This window comes from Thermodesulfovibrionia bacterium, from assembly GCA_030646035.1.
In the GTDB taxonomy this organism is placed as follows: Bacteria; Nitrospirota; Thermodesulfovibrionia; order UBA6902; family UBA6902; genus JACQZG01.
Genome location: JAUSMY010000051.1, coordinates 1 through 24,367, shown reverse-complemented (window position 1 = coordinate 24,367; position 24,367 = coordinate 1). Strand labels below are relative to the sequence as shown.

20 protein-coding genes and 2 riboswitches are annotated in these 24,367 nt (G+C 45.6%); of the genes, 19 read left to right on the top strand and 1 reads right to left on the bottom strand.

Translation table 11 applies throughout. The features are described from left to right. Nucleotides 1-93: 93 nt before the first annotated feature. The 9 genes from Q7U10_07890 (at nt 94) to Q7U10_07850 (ending at nt 12,526) form a co-directional block, all read left to right on the top strand. Complete coding sequence (locus tag Q7U10_07890; protein MDO8282528.1) at nt 94-1,530, top strand: glycosyltransferase family 2 protein; 1,437 nt, start codon at nt 94-96, stop codon at nt 1,528-1,530. A 72-nt stretch (nt 1,531-1,602) separates the two neighbouring features. Continuing rightward, complete coding sequence (locus tag Q7U10_07885) at nt 1,603-2,613, top strand: hypothetical protein (GenBank protein ID MDO8282527.1); 1,011 nt, start codon at nt 1,603-1,605, stop codon at nt 2,611-2,613. Between the two features lie 117 nt (nt 2,614-2,730). Beyond that, complete coding sequence (locus tag Q7U10_07880; protein MDO8282526.1) at nt 2,731-3,348, top strand: tetratricopeptide repeat protein; 618 nt, start codon at nt 2,731-2,733, stop codon at nt 3,346-3,348. A gap of 29 nt (nt 3,349-3,377) precedes the next feature. Then, entirely contained in the window at nt 3,378-5,390 is a 2,013-nt protein-coding gene (locus Q7U10_07875; GenBank protein ID MDO8282525.1) for a hypothetical protein, read from the top strand. Then, on the top strand, nt 5,390-5,542 hold the full coding sequence (locus Q7U10_07870; GenBank protein MDO8282524.1) for a hypothetical protein: 153 nt from the start codon (nt 5,390-5,392) through the stop codon (nt 5,540-5,542). The genes Q7U10_07875 and Q7U10_07870 overlap by 1 nt, the downstream gene beginning before the upstream one ends. A 131-nt stretch (nt 5,543-5,673) precedes the next feature. Continuing rightward, on the top strand, nt 5,674-6,171 hold the full coding sequence (locus Q7U10_07865; GenBank protein MDO8282523.1) for a hypothetical protein: 498 nt from the start codon (nt 5,674-5,676) through the stop codon (nt 6,169-6,171). Between the two features lie 6 nt (nt 6,172-6,177). Next, on the top strand, nt 6,178-8,685 hold the full coding sequence (locus Q7U10_07860; protein ID MDO8282522.1) for a heavy metal translocating P-type ATPase: 2,508 nt from the start codon (nt 6,178-6,180) through the stop codon (nt 8,683-8,685). 68 nt (nt 8,686-8,753) lie between these two features. Beyond that, entirely contained in the window at nt 8,754-10,022 is a 1,269-nt protein-coding gene (locus Q7U10_07855) for a phosphoribosylaminoimidazolesuccinocarboxamide synthase (protein ID MDO8282521.1), read from the top strand. Between the two features lie 32 nt (nt 10,023-10,054). After that, on the top strand, nt 10,055-12,526 hold the full coding sequence (locus tag Q7U10_07850; GenBank protein MDO8282520.1) for a glycogen/starch/alpha-glucan phosphorylase: 2,472 nt from the start codon (nt 10,055-10,057) through the stop codon (nt 12,524-12,526). 83 nt (nt 12,527-12,609) lie between these two features. Here Q7U10_07850 and recQ read toward each other — a convergent pair whose 3' ends face one another. Beyond that, nucleotides 12,610-14,463, bottom strand: a complete 1,854-nt coding sequence (gene recQ, locus Q7U10_07845) for a DNA helicase RecQ (GenBank protein MDO8282519.1) — start codon at nt 14,461-14,463, stop codon at nt 12,610-12,612. A gap of 147 nt (nt 14,464-14,610) precedes the next feature. After that, nucleotides 14,611-14,813, top strand: a riboswitch (cobalamin riboswitch). A gap of 87 nt (nt 14,814-14,900) precedes the next feature. On the opposite strand from recQ, the gene Q7U10_07840 reads away from it, so the two are divergent. The 10 genes from Q7U10_07840 to Q7U10_07795 all read left to right on the top strand — a co-directional run. Further along, a complete protein-coding gene (locus Q7U10_07840) occupies nt 14,901-15,764 on the top strand; it encodes a cobalamin-binding protein (protein ID MDO8282518.1) in 864 nt (287 codons plus the stop codon). Nucleotides 15,765-15,774: 10 nt separating this feature from the next. After that, a complete protein-coding gene (locus tag Q7U10_07835) occupies nt 15,775-16,737 on the top strand; it encodes an iron ABC transporter permease (protein ID MDO8282517.1) in 963 nt (320 codons plus the stop codon). Next, nucleotides 16,721-17,485 carry an ABC transporter ATP-binding protein gene (locus tag Q7U10_07830; protein MDO8282516.1) on the top strand — a complete coding sequence of 255 codons (765 nt, stop codon included), beginning with the start codon at nt 16,721-16,723 and terminating at the stop codon, nt 17,483-17,485. The genes Q7U10_07835 and Q7U10_07830 overlap by 17 nt, the downstream gene beginning before the upstream one ends. Nucleotides 17,486-17,495: 10 nt before the next feature. Continuing rightward, nucleotides 17,496-17,677: riboswitch (cobalamin riboswitch) on the top strand. Nucleotides 17,678-17,792: 115 nt separating this feature from the next. Further along, nucleotides 17,793-19,634, top strand: coding sequence for a TonB-dependent receptor (locus tag Q7U10_07825; protein MDO8282515.1), 1,842 nt, complete (start codon nt 17,793-17,795; stop codon nt 19,632-19,634). A gap of 23 nt (nt 19,635-19,657) precedes the next feature. Continuing rightward, complete coding sequence (locus tag Q7U10_07820) at nt 19,658-20,389, top strand: energy transducer TonB (protein ID MDO8282514.1); 732 nt, start codon at nt 19,658-19,660, stop codon at nt 20,387-20,389. A 6-nt stretch (nt 20,390-20,395) separates the two neighbouring features. Then, on the top strand, nt 20,396-20,923 hold the full coding sequence (cobU, locus tag Q7U10_07815) for a bifunctional adenosylcobinamide kinase/adenosylcobinamide-phosphate guanylyltransferase (GenBank protein ID MDO8282513.1): 528 nt from the start codon (nt 20,396-20,398) through the stop codon (nt 20,921-20,923). A gap of 11 nt (nt 20,924-20,934) precedes the next feature. Continuing rightward, nucleotides 20,935-22,023: a nicotinate-nucleotide--dimethylbenzimidazole phosphoribosyltransferase gene (cobT, locus tag Q7U10_07810; GenBank protein ID MDO8282512.1), complete on the top strand. Its 1,089-nt coding sequence runs from the start codon at nt 20,935-20,937 to the stop codon at nt 22,021-22,023. 3 nt (nt 22,024-22,026) lie between these two features. After that, entirely contained in the window at nt 22,027-22,812 is a 786-nt protein-coding gene (gene cobS / locus Q7U10_07805; protein ID MDO8282511.1) for an adenosylcobinamide-GDP ribazoletransferase, read from the top strand. Beyond that, the gene (gene cobC, locus Q7U10_07800; GenBank protein ID MDO8282510.1) at nt 22,788-23,417 is read left to right on the top strand and encodes an alpha-ribazole phosphatase; all 630 of its coding nucleotides are present in this window, start codon (nt 22,788-22,790) and stop codon (nt 23,415-23,417) included. Before cobS ends, cobC begins: the two co-directional genes overlap by 25 nt. Before the next feature lie 3 nt (nt 23,418-23,420). Then, nucleotides 23,421-24,367, top strand: a 947-nt coding sequence (locus Q7U10_07795) for a cobyric acid synthase (protein MDO8282509.1), incomplete at its 3' end; no start/stop codon positions are given.

Sequence of the window (24,367 nt, the reverse complement as noted above, 5' to 3'; positions counted from 1 at the left end):
AATATAATTTAAAAAATGCTTCTCTATCTATTCTTAACAATATACTTTTTAATATTAATGACGGTATTCATTTATGCGTCACACCGTTATTATATGATCTATTTATATTACAAGCATAAGAAAAACAGGCCTGTTCTGAAAAACAAATTAGACAGCCTTCCGAGAGTCACTATCCAACTCCCTGTCTATAATGAGATGTATGTCGTCAGGCGGCTGATCACCGCTTCATGCGGCATGGATTACCCGAGAGAACTGCTGGATATCCAGGTGCTTGACGATTCTACCGATGAAACAAGAGAGATAGCAGAGAAATGTGTCAATGATTTTAAGGAAAAAGGTTATGACATCAGCTATATACATCGAGAGAATAGAAACGGGTTTAAGGCCGGAGCATTGGCTGAGGGCCTAAAGACTGCAAAGGGCGAATACATCGCAGTATATGACGCTGATTTTGTACCGCAAAGCGATATGCTGATGAAGACGATCCATTATTTTTCCGACAAGTCTGTTGGAATGGTGCAGACCAGATGGACTTATCTGAACAGGAAATATTCTTTTCTTTCACGCATCGAGGCAATGATGCTTGACGGCCACTTTGTTATTGAACATGCTGCAAGGAACTGGTCCGGCAGGTTCTTTAATTTTAACGGTACCGGAGGAATATGGAGAAAAGAGGCGATAGATTCTGCAGGCGGATGGCAGCACGATACCCTTACTGAAGACCTGGACCTGAGCTACAGGGCCCAGTTAGCTGGGTGGAAATTTATATTTTTAAAAGATGAGGTCTCTCCTTCAGAGATCCCTGTTGAGATCAACGGCTTTAAAAGCCAGCAGCACAGATGGGCCAAGGGCTCTATTCAAACTGCAAAAAAACTGCTGCCGCAGATACTCAGAAGCGACCTGCCTTTAAAGGTAAAGGTTGAGGCATTTTTTCATCTTACAAATAATTTCTCTTACCTGCTTATGCTTGTGCTCTCCATATTGATGTATCCATCCATGGTTGCAAGGATAAATTTAGGATGGTTCAAGATGCTTGTAACCGATGTGCCGTTTCTCTTTGTAGCAACAGTCGGCATATCCTTTTTTTATATATGTTCACAAAGAGAGGCATACAAGGACTGGAAGTCGAGATTGATATATCTCCCTATGTTGATGTCCCTTGGTATCGGGCTTTCCGTCAATAACTCAAAAGCGGTATTAGAGGCCATCTTCAATAAAGAGACGGAATTCAAAAGAACTCCCAAGTATATGATAGAAGATAAAAAAGACAGGTGGGCCAATAAAAAATACAGGGTCAATTTAAGCCTGCTTTTTATATTTGAACTTCTTCTGGGGATATATTTCACATTCAACATATATTTTGCTTACATTAACAAGATCTATATTTCCATTCCTTTTCTTATGATCTTTCAGATGGGATATCTTTATGTTGCCTTTTTATCTATTTTACAGGTAGTATGGAGTCGTTTGCCTTTGAACAAAGCCTTTTGCGATACAAAGGATGACAGGAAAGAGGTGCTGGCAATATAACATCACATTAATTATTGTAATATTTATTTTGATTATTTTATAATGGTAAATTCTTTCACGGGGGGGATATTAATGAAGATCAAAAAATTAAAAGGTTTTTTACTTATTATGATTGCCGTAAGCCTGCTGACAAGCGGAGAAGCCTACTCAGCCTGGACCCAGGCAAAAGGCCACTCATACCACCAGGTAACAGCCAGCTATTATGAATCAAAAAATCTCTACTCTACTGTACAGCATGAAGGAAATGATGTCGTTGAAAGAGTTCCTTCTGCAAAATTCACTTCAACAGATCTTTCCTATTACGGTGAGTACGGAATTATCGATCCATTAACCGTTTTTGCTTCCTTTGCATGGAAAACTCCAAGATCAAATGATACTCTCGTGTATGCCCAGGAAAACGGCCCCAGCGGCATTGGCGACATTGACCTCGGATTAAGATACAACCTGACACAGAACCTCTTTGGAACAGGAACTCTATGCTCTCTTCAGGGAACTGTTAAGATACCCGAGGCATATGAGTATGGTTACCCTTTCTCATATCTCAGCAATGGCGACGGCCAATATAATACAACTTTAGATATCATGTTCGGCAAAGGCATAGGAAAGGGTTATATTCTCTTCAATGTCGGATATAAGTACCGCTTCGAAAACGATAATAATATTGACATATATCCACCTGGCGTGGACAGCAGTGCAGATTACAGTTTTAAGCCATCTGACCAGGTCAAGGTCTTTATAGGAGGCGGTTATGCACTCCCGCACAATCTTGAATTAAGAGGCAGCGTTGAATACACAAAAGCAGTAGGAAATGCATCAGCTTCGCAAGAACTTCTTGTAGCTGCGGCACCTTATGGAATTAATAGTGATGAAGAATACAAGCTTTTCAAGGATACTTTAGGCCTTGAGCAGGATGTGCTTAATTTAGGCGTCGGCATGGCGTACACCTTCCCCAAAGCGATGCTTAATGGTACTTGGCAGACGGTCTTTACTTACAATCAGGACGTCAGCGGTGTTGATATATTCAGGACCAAGAATGCCGGACAAGGCAAGACTTTCAGCCTGGCATTGGTTTACATGCACTAAGATCGTACCTGTATCAGCTTAATCAATTCCAATCTCCCGGGGCTTCACATATGTTAAATCCCCGGGAGATTATTTTTTATATTATCTGCTCCCTTTATTGTTAAAACTGAAAACGATATGAAAAAGGCTCTTTTGCTTTTATTAATAAGCCTTCTCCTCCTGGTAATGCTTCTTTATACTCTCAGGCAAAGATATACACTGGCCGCGCTCTTTTATCAGGCGATAAAACAGGATGTTAAAGCCGTTGAAAGCTACTCAAAGGCGGTCCTGGCAAACCCTGACGACGCCTATGCCCACTATCAATTAGGGCTGATGTATAAAGACAAAAAAGACTTTGATAATGCCGAAAGGACTTATGAAAAACTGTTGGAGATATTCCCGGAACATCCTGATGCTAATTATGACCTCGGATATGTCTACCGGGAAGAGAAACTTTATGATAAGGCTCTTAAACAATATGAAAAAGCCCTTATGCTAGACCCTGATAACGTTTATGCCTTATATGACATGGGATACATATACAGACAAAAAGGCGATCTTGAAAAGGCTCTTGATGTATATAATAAAGTATTGGCGGCAGACCCTAAACATCCGTATGCCCATTATGATATAGGCCTTATTTATGAAGAATGGGGGATGAAGGACAGGGCAGATGAAGAGTTTAAGATATACCACGATATAACCGACCCCAACTTCATCGAGATATTCCTGAATAAGCTGACCGGCAAGGGCTGAGCAGAAAGAGCTATATAATACTTTGAATCATGAATATCCTTGTCATTAAATATGTAATTATTAATATTCTGCTTTTCTCTTCCTGGTATCTATTCCTCTTCAGCAAAAGATTTTCTCTTTCATTCATCGACAGGCTTATCGGAACATTCATACTCGGCCTTGCGCAGATCATAGCAACTGAACTGGCACTCGGCATCATCTTTAATAAACTTTATGCGGATCCGCTTTTTGCAATAAACATCAGCATATCGATGGCGGTTCTATCATTGTCATTCTTTAATAATAAGAGTTCTTATTTAAAGAACGCTGCGGGAGAATTTAAAGATAAAACTGCCGGTTTTTTCAGAACCATCAAATCAGACTTTATATTATTTATTTTATTTGCTCTCGTAATAATAAACGTCTGCTGGTTGATATTTATCGGCTATCTCTTCCCTTCATATACATGGGATGCTCTCTGGTACCACCTTCCTATAGTAGGCCATATCCTGCAGAGCGGAGCTATCATTGAAAACCCTGCCAACTTCATGATCGACACCTTCATCAACATATTCCCCAAAAACATGGAGCTGATCTTTCTCTGGAACGTCATATTTCTAAAAAGCGATGTGATCACAGACCTCAGCCAGCTGCCGTTTACGTTGATCGGGGTCATCACAACATACAGTATTGCCACGAAGCTGAAGATAAATGAAAGATACGCGCTCTATTCGTCATTCCTGTTCTTCTTCACACCCATTATAATTATGCAATCTACAACAAACTATATTGATATTGCGGTGTCAGTTCTCCTGCTGGTCACCATAAATTTTCTGCTGTATGAAAATCATGATTTTCATATCAAATTATTAAATATCGAAAGACAGCCTGACAGGAAGATCCCCATACTTATGGCCGGCATTTCCGCCGGGATACTCCTGGGCTCAAAAGGTTCAGGCCCTTTATTTGCAATTCTGTTCTCATTGGCAATAATCGTGCAGGAGATTATAAAGCACAGGCGTAAGGTTTATGCAACGGGTTCATCGCTGAAGAATAATATATTAAGACACAGCCTTGGGCCTTACATTCTCTACTTCTTCATCCCGCTTCTTTTAATAGGAGGCTATTGGTTCATTAAGAACTGGCTGCTTTACGGCAACCCGGTATATCCCATGGAGATAGCGGTCTTTGGCAAAACGATCTTTAAGGGGCTTTATAAAGGGATAATAGACCCTGCCCCTGCCGTGATACAAAACGCATCTTCTTTAGCCGGATTGATTTATGTCTGGATGGAAAGGGTTGAGTATTATCTTTATGATTCAAGGCTGAGCGGGTTCGGGCCGATATGGTTCATACTCTTTCTTCCCAGCCTGGCTTTAATATTCATCAACTCCATAATAAAAAAACGGTACAACTGGCTCTTTATCACCATACTGCTTATCATAATCTTCCTGGCTCATCCGAGAAACTGGAATACAAGATATGTGATCTTCATCCTTGCACTCGGAGCGTTATCATACGGTTTTGTTCTTGACTACTTCAGCAAGAGAGAAAGGCTGCTCAGCATTATCGCATTACTTCTTGCCGTATATACATCACTGACGGCAAACTCACCATGCGTGATGCCTGCAAAGATAAAGGAGTTCTTAAATCTGCCGGCAAATGAAAGAACAATAGCCCGTCTTGCGCCGTTCAATATCGACCTGAACGCAAAGCAGGAGTACGGCAACTGGATATGGATAAGCAATAATATTTCAGAGGGCGACGTACTTGCATATACTTTTGAGCCTTTATTTCTCTCTCCGCTATGGAACAGCGGATTTTCGAGCAGGACGGCATATATCAAATCTGAAAACTACAATAACTGGCTTAGAAAACTAAAAGACAATAACGTGACTTATGTATTGCTCCGGCGATACTCTAAAGAAGATGAGTGGATAGATGATGAGAGAAAAGCGCTCTCAACTATAGGCGGATGGTTCGGCAGGCCAAAAGAAAAGTTTAATGTTGTTTTTTCCGACGATAACTATAAGATAATGCAATTTTTAAAGACCGGGAAATAATGATGACTGAAGAATGCAAAAAAGATATTCTCTTTATTGTTTTTATTATTGCGGTGATAATCCTTGCTGTAATATATTTCTTTGTGCCTGAGAGGGCGTTGTTTATGGAGAACCAGTTAACGTGGTGGGCGGAGTTCAGGAAAGCTTTTTAGGGCAAAGAAAAGACAGAAATAATAAGATAAATCATTTTATATGATTGATATGGCCGAATATAGTACAATTAATAATTAATTGACCGATAATGCCTTATATACATAAGAAGCATATTCACAAGGAGGAGGCCATGAAACGTCTTTTGCTGGCAGTATTATTGATCACAGGATTATCCGCTGCAAACACTTACGCGCAAATGGGACAAGACATTAGGAAAGAGATAGAGGATGAAATACAACACAGCCGCATGTCAGAAGAGAAAGATCTTATAAATAAAAATGGGATTATGGAAAAAGGAAAGATGTCTGAAGAAGGGGATATCACAACTCATCAGGAGATGATGATGGGGCATGGCGAGATGATGAATAACATGAAAGATATGGTCTATGACATGTCAAATATGATGAACGATATTTCCCGCATGACTGGCAGGCTCTCAGCAGCGGAAAGAGAGGTTTCAAAAGATCGTATCAGTGATCTGACCAGGATGATGAAGCAGATATCCTATGAGATGAATAACATGTCCGACACAATGGAAAGCGGAATGATAACAGACTCTGAGATGACGATGATGAAGAGCAGGGTAATGGAGATGCAGGAGAACATTTCAGTCCTGAAAAATAAATAGCTTATAATGGCTGACAAAGCCTGTCCAGTTGAAAGGCCTGAAAACAAAGATGCTTCTTCTGTATCAAGAAGGATCGACCTCCCTGTAACAGGCATGTCATGCGCGGCATGTTCCGCAAGAGTTGAATCAGGCCTTGCAAAAATTAAAGGCGTAGAAAAAGCATCGGTCAATCTCGCGGCTGAAAAGGCCACGCTCATTTACAACCCCTCTGAAGTTTCATCAGATGAGTTCATCAAAACTATCAAAGACCTTGGATTCGGCGTTTCACTCTCAAAGATCACCATCCCGATAAAAGGCATGACATGCGCCTCCTGCGTGGAGAAGGTCCGGAAGGCGCTCGCAGTTTTAGACGGAGTTATTTCCGCATCTGTAAATTTCGCCACAGAGACAGCGACTGTTGAATATAACCCTGTTCAGGCAGGCATGAGGGATTTCAAAAAGGTTGTCCGGGATCTGGGATATGATATTGTTGAGGCTGAAAAAGGCGAAGACATTGTTGAAAAGGAAAAGAGAGAGAGGGAGAAAGATCTGAACCGTCTCAAGGTTAAGCTCATTGCAGGTACGGCTCTCACAATTCCAATATTCGTACTCATGCTTTGGGACCAGATCGGAATGTCGTCAGTAATTGCCATACCGATGCAGATGAATTTTCTGATGCAGTTCCTCGCCGGGACACCTGTCCAGTTCTGGGTAGGCTGGCAGTTCTATCGCGGCGCAATATCAGCAGCGCGCCACAGGACAACAAACATGAATACCCTGATAGCTGTCGGCACATCTGCGGCATATATATATAGTGTCACTGCTACCTTCTTTCCGTCTGTCTTTGAAATAAAAGGATACTCAGCTCATGTATATTTTGACACCGCTGCGACAATAATTGTACTCATCCTCCTCGGAAGATTTTTTGAGGCACGGGCAAAGGGCAAGACATCTGAGGCGATAAAGAAACTGATAGGCATGCAGGCAAAGACCGCACGGTTGATAAAAAACGGAGAGGAAAAGGATGTGCCTATTGAAGATGTCGAGATAGGGGATATCATTCTCGTAAGGCCTGGTGAAAAGATACCTGTTGACGGAATTGTAACAGAAGGATATTCATCTGTAGATGAAGCCATGATATCGGGCGAATCTATGCCGGTTGAAAAGAAGACAGGTGATAAGGTCATAGGCGCGACTATCAACAAGACAGGTTCATTCAGGTTTGAGGCAACACGGGTCGGAAGAGAGACCATGCTCTCTCAGATAATAAATATGGTTCAGGAGGCGCAGGGCTCAAAGCCGCCAATCGCGAGGCTTGCAGATAAGATAGCCTCTATATTTGTCCCGGCAGTCATGGGGATAGCAACGCTCACATTTCTTATATGGTTCTTCTTCGGCCCTGACCCGGCATTCACTTACGCGTTTCTCAATTGCATCGCCGTGCTGATAATCGCCTGCCCGTGCGCACTGGGTCTTGCGACCCCGACCTCAATAATGGTCGGCACAGGAAAGGGCGCTGAGAACGGCATACTCATCAGGGGCGCTGAGGCTCTTGAGACCGCGCATAAGATAAACGCAATAGTCTTTGATAAGACAGGCACGCTTACAAAAGGCGCCCCGATTGTCACAGACATAATAACAAGTGAAAAGTTGATAGTGAAGAGCGAAGAGATACTGCGGTTAGCCGCTTCCGCTGAGAGAGGTTCAGAACATCCGCTTGGAGAATCTATCGTCAAAAAGGCGAAAGAAGAACATCTGAGTCTTTCTGAAGTCTCTGATTTCAAGGCTGTCCCCGGACACGGCATCAGGGCGGTCATTGACGGAAAGATCGTTCTTCTCGGCAATGAAGACTTTATGGGAGATGAAAAAATTGATATCAGCGGCCTCAAGGAAATATCAATAAAACTTTCTGAAGAAGGCAAGACGCCCATGTATGTCGCAATAGATGGAAACATAGGCGGGATCATCGCTGTTGCCGACACCCTGAAAGAGAACTCTTCTGACGCGGTAAAGACTTTACGCAGGCTCGGAGTCCAGACGATCATGATAACCGGTGACAATAAAAGAACCGCTGAGGCGATTGCCAAACAGGTTGGCATAGACAGGGTGCTTGCCGAGGTGCTCCCTGAAGACAAGGCAAGCGAGGTAAAGAAGCTTCAGACCGAAGGCAAGATAGTTGCGATGGTCGGCGACGGGATAAATGACGCGCCCGCGCTTGCGCAGGCTGATGTCGGCATCGCTATCGGAACAGGAACAGATGTGGCGATTGAGGCATCAGATATAACGCTCATCAGCGGAGATATAAGAGGAGTTGCAACAGCCATCGCACTTTCAAAAGCCACCATCAGAAATATAAAGCAGAACCTCTTCTGGGCATTTGCCTATAACATCATACTCATCCCTGTCGCCGCCGGAGTGCTCTTCCCGTTCTTTGGAATACTGCTTAATCCGATGCTTGCCGCAGGCGCCATGGGCATGTCATCTGTGACGGTTGTGACAAACGCACTGAGGTTGAGGAAATTTAAGGTGAAGTAGCTCTGAATCAAATTGACTAATTTTCTCTGAAAAGTTACGTTAGATATCTCATATATTGGAGGCAGAGAATGAGCAGATTTCCTGAAAAGATCAATATCAAATTGGACAACCCTATATATAGAGGTTCTGTGCAGAACCTCTATGATGTGCCCGGACATCCTGACCTTATTATAAGCGAAACTACTGCCGGCGGTTCTGTCTTTGATGTCGGCACGATATTTGAGATCGAAGGCAGCGATCTGGGCAGGGCTGGCTTCAGGCACCTCGTCTTTCAGGAGCTTCAGGACCCTGAGGCTTGGAAGACTGTGTCAGCATCTGTAAAGGATGAAACCGGCCTGCTCGAAAAAATGCTCGCATCATTTAAAGAGCACGGCGCGCTTACGCATCATGCAGGCATGGTTGAGCGTGAGACAGGCAAGGTCTTTTCTAAAGGATTTCCGTCCGAGTTAAGTAATCTCACTTTAATAAATAAATATACCGCCGAAAGGCCGGATCTGAAGAAGGTGATGGGATGGCACTTTTATGATTACAAGAAGTACCACTCAAAAGACCGTTATGTCATTCCTCTCGAATACATAGTCAGGCTCGGGATAACAAGCGGCTCATCAATCCTGAAGAAGTTCAGCGCACTGAGCGATTCAGACAAAAAGACATATCTTAATGAACTCGGGCTCGATAAACCGTTAACTCCCTGGACACGTTTTGACCGTCCTCTGGTAGACCTTACAACAAAGTATGAACCTGAGGACAGGAACATCAGCCGTCAGGAGGCTTCACTCATCTCAGGCCTTGATGGAGACACATTCTCCCAGTCTCTGATAATGGCAGTTCTCGGCGCGCTCCTGCTTCAGCAGATATTTTCAAAGATGGGCCTTAATTTGTGGGATCTCAAATGGGAGATAGCCAAAGACGGAGATGATCTAATCTTTGTTGATACGATAGATACTGACTCTGTGCGTGTGACCTTCAATCTGCAGCGCGATAACAAGACCTACTTTGTGCATTTCAACAAACAGGCGATGAGGGATTACTACAGGATAATGCATCCGGACTGGATATCTGCTGTGAATGAATGTAAAAAACTGGCAGCCCACTCAGGCAGGCCGTTCACTGAAATATTATCTGCCGGACAGAAGAGTGGCCCGTATCCGGCCAACCCTGCTATTGATAAAGCGTTTCTCAATATACAGAAGGCGAAGTTTGAGATGATCCAGCGCTTTATTAAAGACCAGAGCCTGAATCTTTCCAACGAAGCAGAGAAGATAGCAGTTTCAGAGATAGAGTATTATGCGTCTTTTGGCAAGCTGGATGAGTATGAAAAGCTGAACGCAGTATAATTACTTTATTCACGAGACCACTGGATAAATCTATGCCTGAGAAACCGCAGTCCACGGATATAAGAACCGACCTCAGCGTTGAGTCTATAAAGAAGGCTTTTTTAGACAACCTCTTTTATCTTCAGGGGAAGTTTTCAAAGGTTGCGACCAGAAATGATCATTACCTCTCACTTGCCTACACCGTCCGCGACCGCATGCTCCATAAGTGGATACATACTGCTGAAACATATTTTGAGAACCGCTCACGCACGGTTTGTTATCTTTCGGCAGAATATCTTCTCGGCCCGCATCTCGGGAATAACCTGATAAACCTCGGAATATATGAGCAGGCAAAGCAGGCGTTAGAGGAGCTGGGGCTTGACCTGAACGCGCTGCTTGAGCAGGAGGAAGAGCCGGGACTCGGCAACGGAGGGCTAGGCAGGCTTGCCGCCTGTTACATGGAATCAATGGCAACACTTGAGATACCAGCGATCAATTACGGCATCAGGTATGAGTTCGGCATCTTCAATCAGGAGATACGGGACGGGTGGCAGGTCGAGGTGACGGACAAGTGGCTCCGATTCGGCAATCCGTGGGAGATACCGAGGACTGAGGTCTTCTATCATATAAAATTCGGCGGACGAACAGAAGCATACTGTGATGAGAAGGGGTGCTACCGCGTTAACTGGATATCAGACAGGGTTATCAAGGGAGTTGCTTTTGATACTCCGATACTTGGGTACAAGGTCAATACCGTGAACCTTCTGCGGTTATGGAAGGCTGAGGCATGTGAATCTTTTGATTTTCAGGCCTTCAATGTCGGTGATTATTACGGAGCTGTTCAGGAGAACGTTGCGTCTGAGAATATCACCAAGGTGCTCTATCCGAATGACGAGCCGAGCGTGGGCAAGAAACTGCGACTTGAGCAGCAATACTTTTTTGTCTCCTGTTCGCTTCAGGACATGATACGGATCTATCTGCAGAGAGAGAAAGATCTTGACGGATTCCATAAAAAGTTCATCATCCAGCTTAATGATACCCATCCTGCAGTCGGCATCACCGAACTCATGCGCCTTCTCGTGGATGAACATTGTATCGAGTGGGACAAGGCATGGGACATAACCAGTCGGGCATTTGCTTATACAAATCATACATTGCTGCCCGAAGCGCTTGAGACATGGCCGCTCAGGCTCTTTGCGGGGACATTGCCGAGGCATCTTGAGATCATCTATGAGATAAACAGCCGCTTTCTAAAACAGGTGCGCCAGATCTATCCGGAAGATTATGAGAAGATACGGAAGATGTCCATCATAGATGAGTGCGGTGAACGGTATGTGAGGATGGCGAACCTCTCCTGTATCGGAAGCAGCGCGATCAACGGTGTGGCAAAGCTTCATACAGACCTGTTGAAGCGCGATGTTCTGCGTGACTTCTATGAATTATGGCCTGAGAAATTTCTTAATGTGACAAATGGAGTAACGCCCCGCAGATTCATGGTTCTTTCCAATCCGAGGCTCAGCAAGCTTATCTCCGAGAGGATAGGCGAAGAATGGATAAAGGATCTGAGGGAATTGAGAAAATTAGAGGATGCCGCGAATGATGCATCGTTTCAGGAGAAGTGGCGTGCTGTTAAAAAAGAGGTTAAGCAGGAGCTCGCTTCAGTCATTATGAAGAAGACAGGTGTTTCAATAGATCCTGATTCTTTATTTGATATACAGGTAAAGCGCATCCATGAATACAAACGCCAGCACCTGAATGTTCTTCACATCATCACGCTCTACAACCGCATTAAGCGTAACCCTTTAATTGATGTTCCTCCGAGGACATTTATATTCGGCGGCAAGTCCGCTCCCGGCTATCATACGGCAAAGCTCATCATCAAGCTTATCAACTCTGTCGCCAATGTCATTAACAATGACCCTGATATCAAGGGCCGCATCAAGGTAGTCTTCTTCCCGAACTTTGATGTAAAGAGCGCGCAGCATGTCTATCCCGCTGCTGACATATCAGAGCAGATCTCAACCGCAGGCAAAGAGGCATCCGGCACAGGCAATATGAAGTTCGCAATGAATGGCGCTTTGACAGTCGGAACATTGGACGGCGCGAATATTGAGATACGCGAAGAGACCGGCAAAGACAATTTCTTCCTCTTCGGTCTGGACACGCAGGAGGTCCAAGACCTTTGGCTAAAGGGATATGATCCGATAAAGTATTATGAGGCTAATCCTGAGCTGAGAGAGGCCATTGACCAGATAAGTTCAGGCTACTTCTCGCCTGAGGTTCCGGGACTCTTCAGGCAGCTTGTCCAGTCATTGCTCTATCGTGATGAGTACATGCTCTTTGCAGATTATCAGTCATACATCGAGTGTCAGGAAAGAGCGGGCAAGCTCTTTCAGGATCAAAATGAGTGGACGAAAAGATCCATCCTCACCACCGCGCGAATGGGCTCATTCTCTTCAGACAGGTCTATCCATGAGTATTGCAAGTACATCTGGAATGTGAAACCGGTTCATATAACTTTTTGATGTCCCCTCCCCACTTTGAGGACATTAACTTATAGGCATCAGAGTTGCTCAGGTTTTCTCAGGATTCTGCTGCAGAAATGCCCTTACAAATTCCGCTTCCTCATAGCTGACTGTGCCGTTGAAGTGTTCAATAAAGGGATGGTGATGCCGGGATGCGCATCAAGATATGTCTTAATTGCTTTTACAAAAGCAGCTCCGTACCGTTCAAGCTTGGCGTCTCCAACGCCGTTGATATTTCTCATATCAGACAAGGCCGCGGGATAGTATCTGCACATTTCATGAAGTGTCTTATCTGAGAATATTATATATGGCGGCACATGATGTTCATCAGCGGTCTCTTTGCGCAGTTTGCGCAGTTCATCAAAGAGCAGCTCATCATATGGCGCAAACTTGCCGTCTCTTCCGGCTGCATACTTCTTGCTTTTCTCTTCCCTTTTTAAGGCTGTGATCTCTTCTCTGCCGTAGAGAATATTATTCCCTTTTACTGTCAGTTTTAATACCGGATACTGCCCGCCGTCCTGACATATGGCATCCTGCGCAAGCAGCTCATCGATCAGAAAGCGCCAGTGCTTCTTATCTTTGCCTTTGCCCGTGCCATAGGTCTTGACCTTGTCGTGCCCCAGTTCGCGTATGCGTTTTGTATCAGCGCCTGTAACGATATCAATGATATGCTGGGCTCCAAAACGCTGATCGGTCCGTGACATGGCTGACATAATTATCTGCGCGTCAACCGTAACATCTATCTTTTCAACCATACCTGTACAGATGTCGCAGGTATTGCAGTTCTCATCAGGGTAATGCTCTCCGAAATATTCAAGCAGCTGCCTGCGCCTGCAGAGGTTATGTGAAGCATACCGCACCGTCATGTTCAGCTTCTCCATGGCTACGGCCCGTTCCTGATCATCAGATATCTGGTCTATAAAGTACCTTATCTTCGGGATGTCCCCCCTTCCAAAGAAGAGGATGCAGTCAGCCGGCTCGCCGTCTCGTCCCGCACGTCCCGTCTCCTGATAGTAGCCTTCCATATTTTTGGGCAGGTCTGCATGAATGACAAAGCGGACATTTGATTTGTCTATGCCCATGCCAAAAGCGATAGTCGCCACAATGACCGCTGCCTCATCCCTGTTGAACGCCTCCTGGTTCTTCTTACGCTCTTCCGCTGCTAAACCGGCATGATACGGCAGCGCCTTGATGCCGTTGGCTGAAAGAAGATTGGCAAGTTCTGAAACAGAATCCCGGGTTGTGCGGTAGATTATACCCGGCTCGCCCGGATGTTCTTTGATGAATTCAAGCAGCTGTGATTCCAGCTCTCTTTTACTCTTGACCTTATAAAAAAGGTTAGGCCGGTTAAATGACGCGCGCACTGTAAATGGAGACCTGAGGCCGATCTTGCCGATAATATCATCCTGCACCCTTGAAGTGGCTGTGGCTGTAAATGCCCCGACCGGGATATCAGGAAATATCTTTGTAATATTTGAGAGGCTCAGATAATCAGGCCGGAAGTCATGCCCCCATTCAGAGACACAATGCGCTTCATCAATGGCAAAGAGAGAGATGGGAAGAGCTTTAAGCTGTTCAATAAAACCCTGCATTGCAAAACGTTCAGGAGAGACATACAGCAGTTCGATGTCTCCGTTCTTGAGGTCATGGAATACGCCGGACATCTCCTGCGGTTTCATCGAACTGTTTATAAAGGCCGCGGATATGCCATTCTCCAGAGCAGCATCCACCTGATCCTTCATCAGGGATATCAGCGGGCTTATGACAACCGTTGTGCCCTTCATTAATTTGGCAGGCAGCTGATAGCAGAGCGACTTCCCTCCGCCTGTAGGCATTACCGCAAAGACATCCTTCTTCTCCAGGATCTTTCTGATAATATCCTCCTGGTTCGGGCGGAACTCCTCAAATCCAAAGACCTTTTTTAATGTATCAAGCATTGATTATTAACCAAATTCCCATTATTGAAATAAAATAAGCTGTATAAGTTTAGTCTAAAGCAAGATCTTTCACCACTCTCAGGAGATTTTTCAGGGCTTCTGTGAGCGTGATACCTGCCTTGACTAAAGATAACAGTCTTAAGTTATAATCACCTACGTTGTTCAGGCGCCCTTTAGGGGCTTAATGGGGAATCCCGTAAGATTCGGGAGCGGACCCGCCGCTGTAATCCTGATCCCGATTCATCGGGATAAAACCTTTGCTGAAGATGCCACTTTCCCGAAGTTTCGGGATGGGAAGGCAGGTAGAGGGCAGGAGAGCCAGAAGACCGGCCTGAACATACCTCACAGAATTAACCTTCGTGGCAAGAGGTTGTGAGGATAAAGGTTATTTTGGCTTTTATCCCCCTGCTTTCTTTTCTGAAGGCAGGGGATTTTTTATGAAAGCAAAAGATAAACGGTACGGCAATTATTTTTGGAAGGTGACAGCGGTTCTATTTTTACTCATCACTCTTCACTTTTCACTCATTACTTCTTCTTACGCAGCTGCGCCAAAGCGCATCATATCGCTTGCCCCGAGTGTAACTGAGATACTCTTTGCCGCAGGGCTTGGGGATAATATTATCGGCGTAACGACCTTCTGCGATCATCCTGAAGAGGCGAAGCTGAAGCCGAAGATAGGCGGAATGTCCAATCCATCCCTTGAAGCGGTTGTCTCTTTAAAACCGGACATTGTGATAATGACAACAGACGGCAACCCGAAGGAGTTTGAAGAGAGGCTTCGCTCCATGAATATCAAGACCTATGTCTTTAAGGCGCGTACAATGAGCCAGCTTCCTGACGGCATAAGGGATATTGGAAGGGCGCTTAATGAAGAAGACAGCTTCAATACGCTCGCGTCTGATATAGAAAAAGCCCTGAATAATTATAAGGCGCGTAAGCACGGCACAAGCAAAAAGGTGCTCTTTATGATCTGGCCGGAACCGTTAATAGTGGCTGGGCCCGGAACAGCGATCGATGATGCCATTGACCTGCTCGGCGCGATCAACATAGCTGAAGATGCAGTTATCCAGTATCCCAAATATTCTATCGAAGAGGTTGTGCGCAGGTCGCCTGATATTATCTTTGTCGGCAAAGGATCCGGCATGAATATGGAGGAGACTGCCGGCGGGCTTTTGAAGAGGATCTCATATATACCGGCGGTAAAAAATAATCAGGTCTATTATGTCGGCGACGGTTTATACAGGCTCGGCCCGAGGGTGATAGAGGGGTTAGAAGAGCTTGAGAAGCTCTTGAACAAATAGTTCAATTAATATGAAGACAAAATTAATACTCATAACAATTATTGCGGCAATGATCTTTGCTATCGCCCTTTTTATCGGGCCGAAGCCGATAAGCCCTTTTAATCTTGGCGAGATGGGGAAAGATATACTCTTGTCCATCAGACTGCCGAGGGTGTTGGTTTCGATATTGATGGGCATGGCGCTCGGAGCATCTGGCGCAGTGCTTCAGGGGATACTCAGAAATCCGCTCGCAGACCCTTACATACTTGGCATCTCAAGCGGAGCTGCATTGGCCGCAGCATTCGGCATAATAACCGGGCTCTCTCTTTTCGGCATTGTGACGATACCTCTGCTTGCGTTTATCGGAGCTTTGACAACAGGTGTCTTTGTCGGCGCAATGGGATGGAAGCGGGGCGGTTTCTGGCCGGACAGGCTCCTGCTCGCAGGCGTTGGACTGGGCTTTCTCTTTTCAGCAATGCTCATGCTCCTTATGAGTGTATCAAGCGATGAAGGCCTGAGGCGCGCCACTCTATGGATATTCGGCGACCTCTCAATTGCAGACTGGTCGATCATTCCTTATGGATTTGTTTTTATAGCAGCAGGCCTTGTTGTTGCAATGACCCGCGCCAGGGCGCTCAACGCGCTTATGCTCGGCGATGATCTCGCGCACAGCCTCGGATTCTCTCCGCGTAAAGAGAGGTTCATACTCTTTATTTCAGTCGGATTGATGACAGCGGCTTCTGTTGCGCTGGGCGGCATGATAGGTTTCATCGGGTTGCTCATCCCGCATATTGGAAGGTTTCTGGTCGGCTCGGACAATAAGGTTCTGATCCCTGTCTCAGCTATCGGAGGCGGGGTGCTTTTATGCATAGCCGACCTTATAGGAAAATCCATTGTCTCGCCGATGGAACTTCCTGCCGGGATAATAACAGCTATTTTAGGCGCGCCCTATTTTCTTTTTCTGCTCAGGAGGAAAGATGTCCTCAGCATCTGACAGGCCTATTCTGAATTTTATTAATGCGGGCTTTTCTTACGATAAGAATAAGCCATTTATACGGGAGATATCATTCTCCATAGAGAATGGTGAATTCATAGGCCTTCTCGGTGCGAATGGTTCAGGCAAATCAACCATTCTTAAACTGGCGAGCGGCTTATTAAAAGCGTCAAGCGGAGATATAAACCTCTGGGGCAAGCCGGTTGGGTCTTACAAGAATAAGGACAGGGCAAAACTCTTGAGCTATCTTCCGCAGATCCTTGATATCAGCATCCCTTTTAAGGTGAAGGAACTTGTGAGCATGGGGCTGTATCCGTATGACACATTGCCTGAGCTGACCGTTGATGAGGCCATAGAGATGGTGGGGCTTCAAAATAACAGCGGATCGCTTATCACAAACCTGAGCGGCGGGGAAAGAAGAAGGGTATATCTTGCGATGACGCTGCTTCAGGGCGCCGGGCTGGTGCTGCTTGATGAGCCTCTTGCCAATCTGGATATAAAGTACCAGATCGAACTCCTGAGGCTTCTGAAGGAATTAAGAATAAAGAGAAAGATATCGGTTGTCATGGCGCTTCATGATATAAATATCGCGTTGCAGTTTGACAAGATTGTACTGATAAAGAACGGCCGTATCCTCGGCATAGGCAAACCGGATGAGGTTTTGACAAAGGAACTGCTCAAAAGCGCGTTTGATGTTGAGGTGGAGATAAAGAGGGAGGATTCAGGCGGAATTTATATTAAGTATTAACTGCCCGAAAAAATATTCGGCAGTTTAATCAGCACAAGGTAATGCAGGGGAATTCTGTGAAAAGCAGAGACTGCCCCGCAACTGTAAAGGGAGCGAAAGCCCAAAATGCCACTGTTCCGACGCTTCGGGATGGGAAGGCGGGCGAGTAGGATGCCCTGAGTCAGGAGATCCTGATCACCTTGAAAATACGAAACCCTTCGCGGGAAGAGGAGGCAGCAATGAGAATCAATACTTCATGACAGAGATCATGATAGCCGATTAAAACGAAAGACAAAAACTAAAAACAATAAACCTGGGAGAATAAATAATGAAGCGGATAATTATATTGATGTTCATGATGCTCGTTACAGCCGCGCCTTTACTGGCAGCTGATAAAGCGATAAAGGTTGGAGAGGTTGTTGTTACAGCTACCAAGATAGAGGAAGCGATCGAGGAGACAACAAGTGATGTTATCGTGATCAAGAGTGAAGATATAAAAAAGATGAATACGCAGTTTGTCTCAGATGTCTTAAAAGGCATTTCTGAATTGAATGTTGTCCAGAATGGAGGCGCAGGCAAACAGGCTGCAATCGTTCTCCGCGGCGGCAACACGGAACATACCCTTGTCATGATAGACGGTGTGAAGGTGAAGAGCACGACCACAGGCACGTTTGATTTTTCAAGCCTCAATGTGGATGACATAGAGAGGATCGAGATAGTGAAAGGCCCGCAGAGCACTATATACGGCTCAGAGGCGATGGCAGGGGTTATAAACATCATTACAAGGAAGGGCAAAGGCACGCCCAAGATATCAGCCTCTTTTGAGACAGGCTCATATGGAACATATAAACCCTCTGCAACAGTCTCAGGCGGATATATGGGACTGGGCTACAGACTGACAGGAACATATTTCACAACCGACGGGATATCAGCTGCTAAGAAAGGAACAGAGAAGGACGGGTATAAAAACGCCTCTGTATCCGGAAAGCTCAATTTCAGCCCGACAGACAAAGCAGATATAGAGGTCTCAGGCAAATATTATTATGACCGCTCCGATCTCGATGCATTTGGCAGTGACGATCTGAATTATGTACAGCACGGGAATCACCACATGCTTTCAGGCAAAGGAAGGCTCTATCTTTTTGATATATGGGAGCAGGTCTTATCACTCTCAACAGTTGAAGATTCTTTGAAGTACAAGGACCCTGATACCTCATGGAATAACGCCGACATAATAACCGGAATGAAGACTATCGATTGGCAGAATAATTTTTACATATCTGACGCATACACATTTACGTTCGGCGCTGAATACCGTAAAGAGGCGGGCGAGAACAAGGGGATATTTGACGAGACGGTGGATAACAAGGCGCTCTATCTCAATAATAAAGCCAAGCTCTTTAATGATGACCTTGTTATCAACGCCGGTCTGAGGATCGATGACCATGAGACATTTGGTGATGAGACGACCTACCGGATCGGTGGAATTTACAATATCAGGCAGGCCGCTCTTACGGTCAAGGCAAGCTACGGCACAGGCTTCAGAGCTCCGACGCTTAATGAGCTCTTTTATAATGACCCGTGGGGCAGCAGCGGCAATCTGAATCTTTCGCCTGAAAAGAGCAGTTCATGGGAGATAGGACTTGAAAAGGAGATCATCAAGGACAGGGCTTCTGCCACAGTTACATATTTTGACCAGAAGTATGATGACCTCATTGACTGGGTAGAAACTCCTCCTGGGTCGTGGCTCTATTCTCCGAAAAACATATCAAAGGCAGCGGTGAAAGGGCTTGAAGCCGGCGTTTCCGTAAAGGTGATTGAAGATGTAACAGTAAGATCTTCATATACATATCTTGATACAGAGGACAAAGAGACCGGAGAGCGCCTCAGAAGGAGGCCGAAAGACAAGGCCGGTATAAGCGTAGAGTATTCAGGCGGGCCTGTAGCTCTCTTTGCGGAATACACATTCGTCGGAAAGGTTTATGACTCCGCTTCAGTGGGCCATCTTGGTTCTTATTCGATCGTCAATCTCAGCGGCAGCTACAAGTTAAGAAAGGATACCAGCTTCTTTGCAAGGGTGGATAATCTCTTTGATGAAGATTATTCAACAGCAGGCGGATACAGCACGCCGGGACTTTCTGCTTATGCAGGGATAAAATTTGAGATGTAGTTTGTTCGGGTGCATATAAAAAGATGATGGGATTGCAAAGGACATTTATTTTTTCATTGCTTTTGCACGGCACTTTTGCCGCTCTTCTCCTGCTTGCAGTGAGATTCCAGGGGGAGAGCGGGAAGATGCTGAATGAGAAGGTCTTCTTTATAGACCTTAAGTCCGATGTCGAGAAACCCGCAAAGGCAGTTACAAAAGATGTCTCATTAAAGAAAACAGTGGTTAAGAAGATGCAGAAAGAGCCTGCTCTGATTGTAAATAAAAGAGAGCATGATGAAGAGATAATATCGAGGGATCCTGAATCTGACAATAGAGAAGTTAGCTTTACGAAATCTCTCTCTATTGATCCCGGAGATACATCAGGCGCAGCTAAAGGCTCTGACATAACGTTTTCCAACGAGAAGATGGAATATACAAATTCCATACAGGGCGGAGAAGAAATCATTACAAGCTCCAAAACAACAGATGATAAGAGAGGCGGCATCTCGGAATCTGATGCGCTTAAGCTTATCAGCTCGGCGATTGAACGAGAAAAGACATATCCTAAGATAGCAAGAAGAAGGGGTATTGAGGGCACGGTACATGTCAGCTTCAGGATCGGAGCAAGTGGAGAGCCAAGTGAGATCGAAGTTCTGAAGAGTTCAGGATATAACATGCTTGATGAGGCTACTATGAAAGCAATTAAAAAGGCAGGCCCGTATCCTTATATTGAAGACAGGGTCGAGGTGCCTGTGACCTACAGGCTGGATGATTAGGGAGATATGAAAAACAAGATAGTATTTATAACAGGCGGGGCGCGGAGCGGAAAGAGCTCTTTTGCTCTGAGAGAGGCAGAGAAAATTGACGGGCGAAAGGCGTATATCGCAACTGCTCAGGCGCTTGACGATGAGATGAAGGAGCGCATCAGGAAGCACAAGGATGAGCGCGGAGCTGAGTGGGATACCTTTGAAGAGCCGTTCAAAATTCCTGAGATCATTTCCGATGCAGACACTAAGTACAGCGTTGTTGTTCTTGATTGTCTTACGCTCTGGCTATCAAATCTGATCTGCGGCAATATGGATTGCAGCAGGGAAATAGATGGTCTGATCGCTGTGTTGGAAGACTTAATGAAAAAAGCAAATAACTCAAAACTCTTTATCGTATCTAACGAGGTCGGGATGGGCATTGTGCCTGAGAATGAACTCGCGAGAAGGTTCAGAGATACGGCGGGATTTTTAAATCAGAAGGTTGCGGAGATCGCAGATGAAGTTTATCTTGTAACCGCCGGGATACCGATAAAGATAAAATAAAAGGAGAATCAATGGACTTAAAAAATATATGTTCAGGTATAACAAGTGTTAACAGCAAGTTTGCAGAGCAGGCGCAAATGCGTCTGGACAGCCTTACAAAACCGCAGGGCAGTCTCGGAAGGCTTGAGGAGTTTGCAAAACAGCTCGTCGCTATTACAGAAAATCCTATGCCCTCGCTTGATAAGAAGGCTGTCTTCACATTCGCGGGAGATCACGGCGTTGCTGATGAAGGCGTGTCCGCGTTCCCAAAGGCTGTGACTCAGCAGATGGTCTTTAATTTTATTAACGGCGGCGCCGGTATAAATGTCCTTGCGCGTCATGCGGGTGCAGATGTTGTTGTTGTGGATATAGGCGTTGATCATGATTTTATCAACCCCTCTGCGTCCCCCCTTATCAAGGGGGGAATTGAAAGTGGGTGTTTTGTATCGCGGAAGGTTGTCTCAGGAACAATGAATATGAGAAAAGGCCCTGCAATGACAAGGGAAGAAGCGCTTAAGTGCATAGAGGTGGGGATAGAGCTTGCCGGCGAATACGCAAAAAAGGGCTATAAGATTTTCGGCACAGGCGAGATGGGCATTGCCAATACAACGCCCTCAAGCGCCATAACAGCGGTTATGACCGGCAAGACCGTTGAAGAGATCACAGGAAGGGGCACAGGGATAAATGATGAGGCATGGAAGCTTAAAGTGCGGGTCATTAAGGATGCCATCTCATTTAATATGCCTGACCCTGCTGACCCTATTGGTGTGCTTGCAAAGGTCGGCGGAGCTGAGATAGGCGGTATCGCGGGATTGATCATCGGCGCAGCGGCAAATAAAGTTCCTGTAGTGATTGACGGATTCATATCAACAGCAGGCGCGCTTATCGCGTACATGATAGAGCCAAAGACAAAGGATTATATGTTTGCAGCGCATAATTCTCAGGAGGTCGGGCACAAGGCTTTGCTTGAAAAGATAGGATTAAGGCCGATACTTGACCTTGACCTCAGGCTTGGCGAAGGCACAGGCGCGGCGCTTGCGATGCTGATGATAGAAGGCGGGCTTAAGATATATAAGGAGATGGCGACATTCGGCGAGGCCTCTGTCTCAGGGAAAGAATAATATATGAAGAAGCTGCTTCTTGCGTTTCAGTTCCTGACGATCATACCTGTTAAAGACACAGGGATAGTTTCGGACAGGGAGGTTGGCGGCTCTGCTGCCTTCTTCCCGCTGATCGGCATAGTTCAGGGTGCGCTTCTTGTTTGTGCTGCGGCAACATTGTTAAGGATTTTTCCAATCGGGCTGACCAACCTGCTTGTCATGCTTCTTCTTGTCATAACTAACGGAGCGCTTCATCTTGACGGGCTTGCAGATACTTTTGACGCGATCGCATCAAGAGGTGACAGGCAGAAGAAGCTCGCAATAATGAAAGACAGCACTATCGGCCCGGCAGGTGTCATTGCGATAGTTTTTGTTCTCATGCTCAAGTATCTTCTGCTTAATGAAGCATATTCAAGCTCTACTCCTGCGACTTATTATTTAATACTGTTTTTATTGCCGATATATTCCCGCTGGGCGATGGTGCCTGCGATCTTCCACTGCAGGTCAGCAAGAGCAGATGGGCTTGGCAAGGCATTTATTGAGAATGTGGGAGTAAAGGAATTACTTACGGCAACTGCTCTGAGCCTTATCTTCTCTTTACTTGCTGTCTTTGTGATCTTTCATAAACCTGACCTTGCTCATGTTGCTTTCTCTTTGCCTGCGCTCTATATATTCTCATTGATAACGGTCTGGTTTTGCGGCAGAAGGTTTGGCGGAATGACAGGCGATACATTCGGCGCGGTATCTGAATTGTCAGAGATATTATTTTTAATGATGGCGGTGATATGCTTACGAAACTTTACCTCATAAGGCATGGAGAGACAGAGGGCGCGGAGACAAAAAGATACAAGGGGCATATTGATGTTCCTTTGTCTGCCAACGGAATAGAACAGATCAAGCGGCTGGCGGGGTATTTAAATAACTCCCCCATCCCCCTCTTATCTAAGAGGGGGCAAAAAAAGATTAACGCTGTCTACTGCTCCGACCTTTCTCGCGCAGTAAAGAGCGCGGAGATAATTGCTGACCCGTATGGACTGAAACCGATCATCATGCCTGAACTGAGAGAACGCAATTTTGGCCTGTGGGAGGGAATGTCTTTTGATGAGATCAGGGAGAAATGGCCTGATGCCTTTAATGCATGGGCTGCCAACCCCTTTGAGTTCAGCCCGATGAATGGAGAAAGCACCATCGAATTAAGAGATAGGGCATTGAAGGTTTTTAGTGAGATCATTGAAAAGCATCAGGGAGAGAATATCGCGATCGTCGCTCATGGCGGGATTAACAGAGTGATACTCTGCCATCTGCTCGGCATTCCGCTTGAGAATATATTCAGGGTTGAACAGGATTACGGATGTTTGAATATTGTCGAGATGTGGGATTATCCGGTTGTAAAGTGTATCAACTACGTGGGGTGAACTATGGCTAAGGCATTAATGATACAGGGAACAGGTTCCGGCGCAGGAAAGAGCGTCATTGTTGCAGGCCTCTGCAGGATATTCAGGGATATGGGCATCAAGGTCGCGCCCTTCAAGGCGCAGAACATGGCGCTCAATTCCTTTATCACAAAAGAGGGCGGAGAGATAGGAAGGGCGCAGGCGTTTCAGGCTGAGGCAGCAGGGATCGAGCCGTGCAATGATATTAATCCGGTACTGCTTAAGGCATCTTCAAACTCAGGATGCCAGGTCATCTTGAACGGCAAGGTATTTGCCAACATGAGGGCAGATGAATACTATGGCATTAAGGAGAAGGCATGGGCATCTGTTACAGCGGCTTACGACAGGCTCTCCGCTGAGTATGACCTTATTGTGATCGAAGGAGCGGGCAGTCCGGCAGAGATCAACCTTCGGGAAGCAGAGATAGTGAATATGAGCATCGCACGTTACGCTGACGCGCCTGTGGTCCTTGTTGGAGATATTGATAAAGGCGGGGTATTCGCGGCTTTTTACGGGACTGTGGAATTGCTGAAGGATATGACCCCTCACATCCCCACCTTGTCAAGGGGGGGCGAAGGGGGGGTAAGTTGCGATGCTGATTTCATCAAGGCGTTCATCGTGAATAAATTCCGAGGCGATATTGAGATCCTCCGCCCAGGGCTGGAGATGATAGAGGACAAGACAGGCAAGCCTGTTATCGGCGTGCTCGATTATCAGGGCGACCTCGGGCTTCATGAAGAAGACGCGATACCAATTGAAAGGATCATACCGCGTTATATGAAAAATCATCTCAAGCCTTTAAAGATCATAGTGCTTGGGTTGCGCTATATATCCAACTTCACTGACTTTGATCCATTCATGTATGAAGAGGATGTTGAACTTCAGTACTCATTGGATGAAGCGGATATCAGGAGTGCTGATCTCATCATCAT

Bases quoted from the DNA above. Each gene is read 5' to 3' on its own strand.
- Q7U10_07890 (MDO8282528.1), top strand. From the start codon at position 94: ATGATCTATTTATATTACAAGCATAAGAAAAACAGGCCTGTTCTGAAA.
- Q7U10_07885 (MDO8282527.1), top strand. From the start codon at position 1,603: ATGAAGATCAAAAAATTAAAAGGTTTTTTACTTATTATGATTGCCGTA.
- Q7U10_07880 (MDO8282526.1), top strand. From the start codon at position 2,731: ATGAAAAAGGCTCTTTTGCTTTTATTAATAAGCCTTCTCCTCCTGGTA.
- Q7U10_07875 (MDO8282525.1), top strand. From the start codon at position 3,378: ATGAATATCCTTGTCATTAAATATGTAATTATTAATATTCTGCTTTTC.
- Q7U10_07870 (MDO8282524.1), top strand. From the start codon at position 5,390: ATGATGACTGAAGAATGCAAAAAAGATATTCTCTTTATTGTTTTTATT.
- Q7U10_07865 (MDO8282523.1), top strand. From the start codon at position 5,674: ATGAAACGTCTTTTGCTGGCAGTATTATTGATCACAGGATTATCCGCT.
- Q7U10_07860 (MDO8282522.1), top strand. From the start codon at position 6,178: ATGGCTGACAAAGCCTGTCCAGTTGAAAGGCCTGAAAACAAAGATGCT.
- Q7U10_07855 (MDO8282521.1), top strand. From the start codon at position 8,754: ATGAGCAGATTTCCTGAAAAGATCAATATCAAATTGGACAACCCTATA.
- Q7U10_07850 (MDO8282520.1), top strand. From the start codon at position 10,055: ATGCCTGAGAAACCGCAGTCCACGGATATAAGAACCGACCTCAGCGTT.
- recQ (MDO8282519.1), bottom strand. From the start codon at position 14,463: ATGCTTGATACATTAAAAAAGGTCTTTGGATTTGAGGAGTTCCGCCCG.
- Q7U10_07840 (MDO8282518.1), top strand. From the start codon at position 14,901: ATGAAAGCAAAAGATAAACGGTACGGCAATTATTTTTGGAAGGTGACA.
- Q7U10_07835 (MDO8282517.1), top strand. From the start codon at position 15,775: ATGAAGACAAAATTAATACTCATAACAATTATTGCGGCAATGATCTTT.
- Q7U10_07830 (MDO8282516.1), top strand. From the start codon at position 16,721: ATGTCCTCAGCATCTGACAGGCCTATTCTGAATTTTATTAATGCGGGC.
- Q7U10_07825 (MDO8282515.1), top strand. From the start codon at position 17,793: ATGAAGCGGATAATTATATTGATGTTCATGATGCTCGTTACAGCCGCG.
- Q7U10_07820 (MDO8282514.1), top strand. From the start codon at position 19,658: ATGATGGGATTGCAAAGGACATTTATTTTTTCATTGCTTTTGCACGGC.
- cobU (MDO8282513.1), top strand. From the start codon at position 20,396: ATGAAAAACAAGATAGTATTTATAACAGGCGGGGCGCGGAGCGGAAAG.
- cobT (MDO8282512.1), top strand. From the start codon at position 20,935: ATGGACTTAAAAAATATATGTTCAGGTATAACAAGTGTTAACAGCAAG.
- cobS (MDO8282511.1), top strand. From the start codon at position 22,027: ATGAAGAAGCTGCTTCTTGCGTTTCAGTTCCTGACGATCATACCTGTT.
- cobC (MDO8282510.1), top strand. From the start codon at position 22,788: ATGCTTACGAAACTTTACCTCATAAGGCATGGAGAGACAGAGGGCGCG.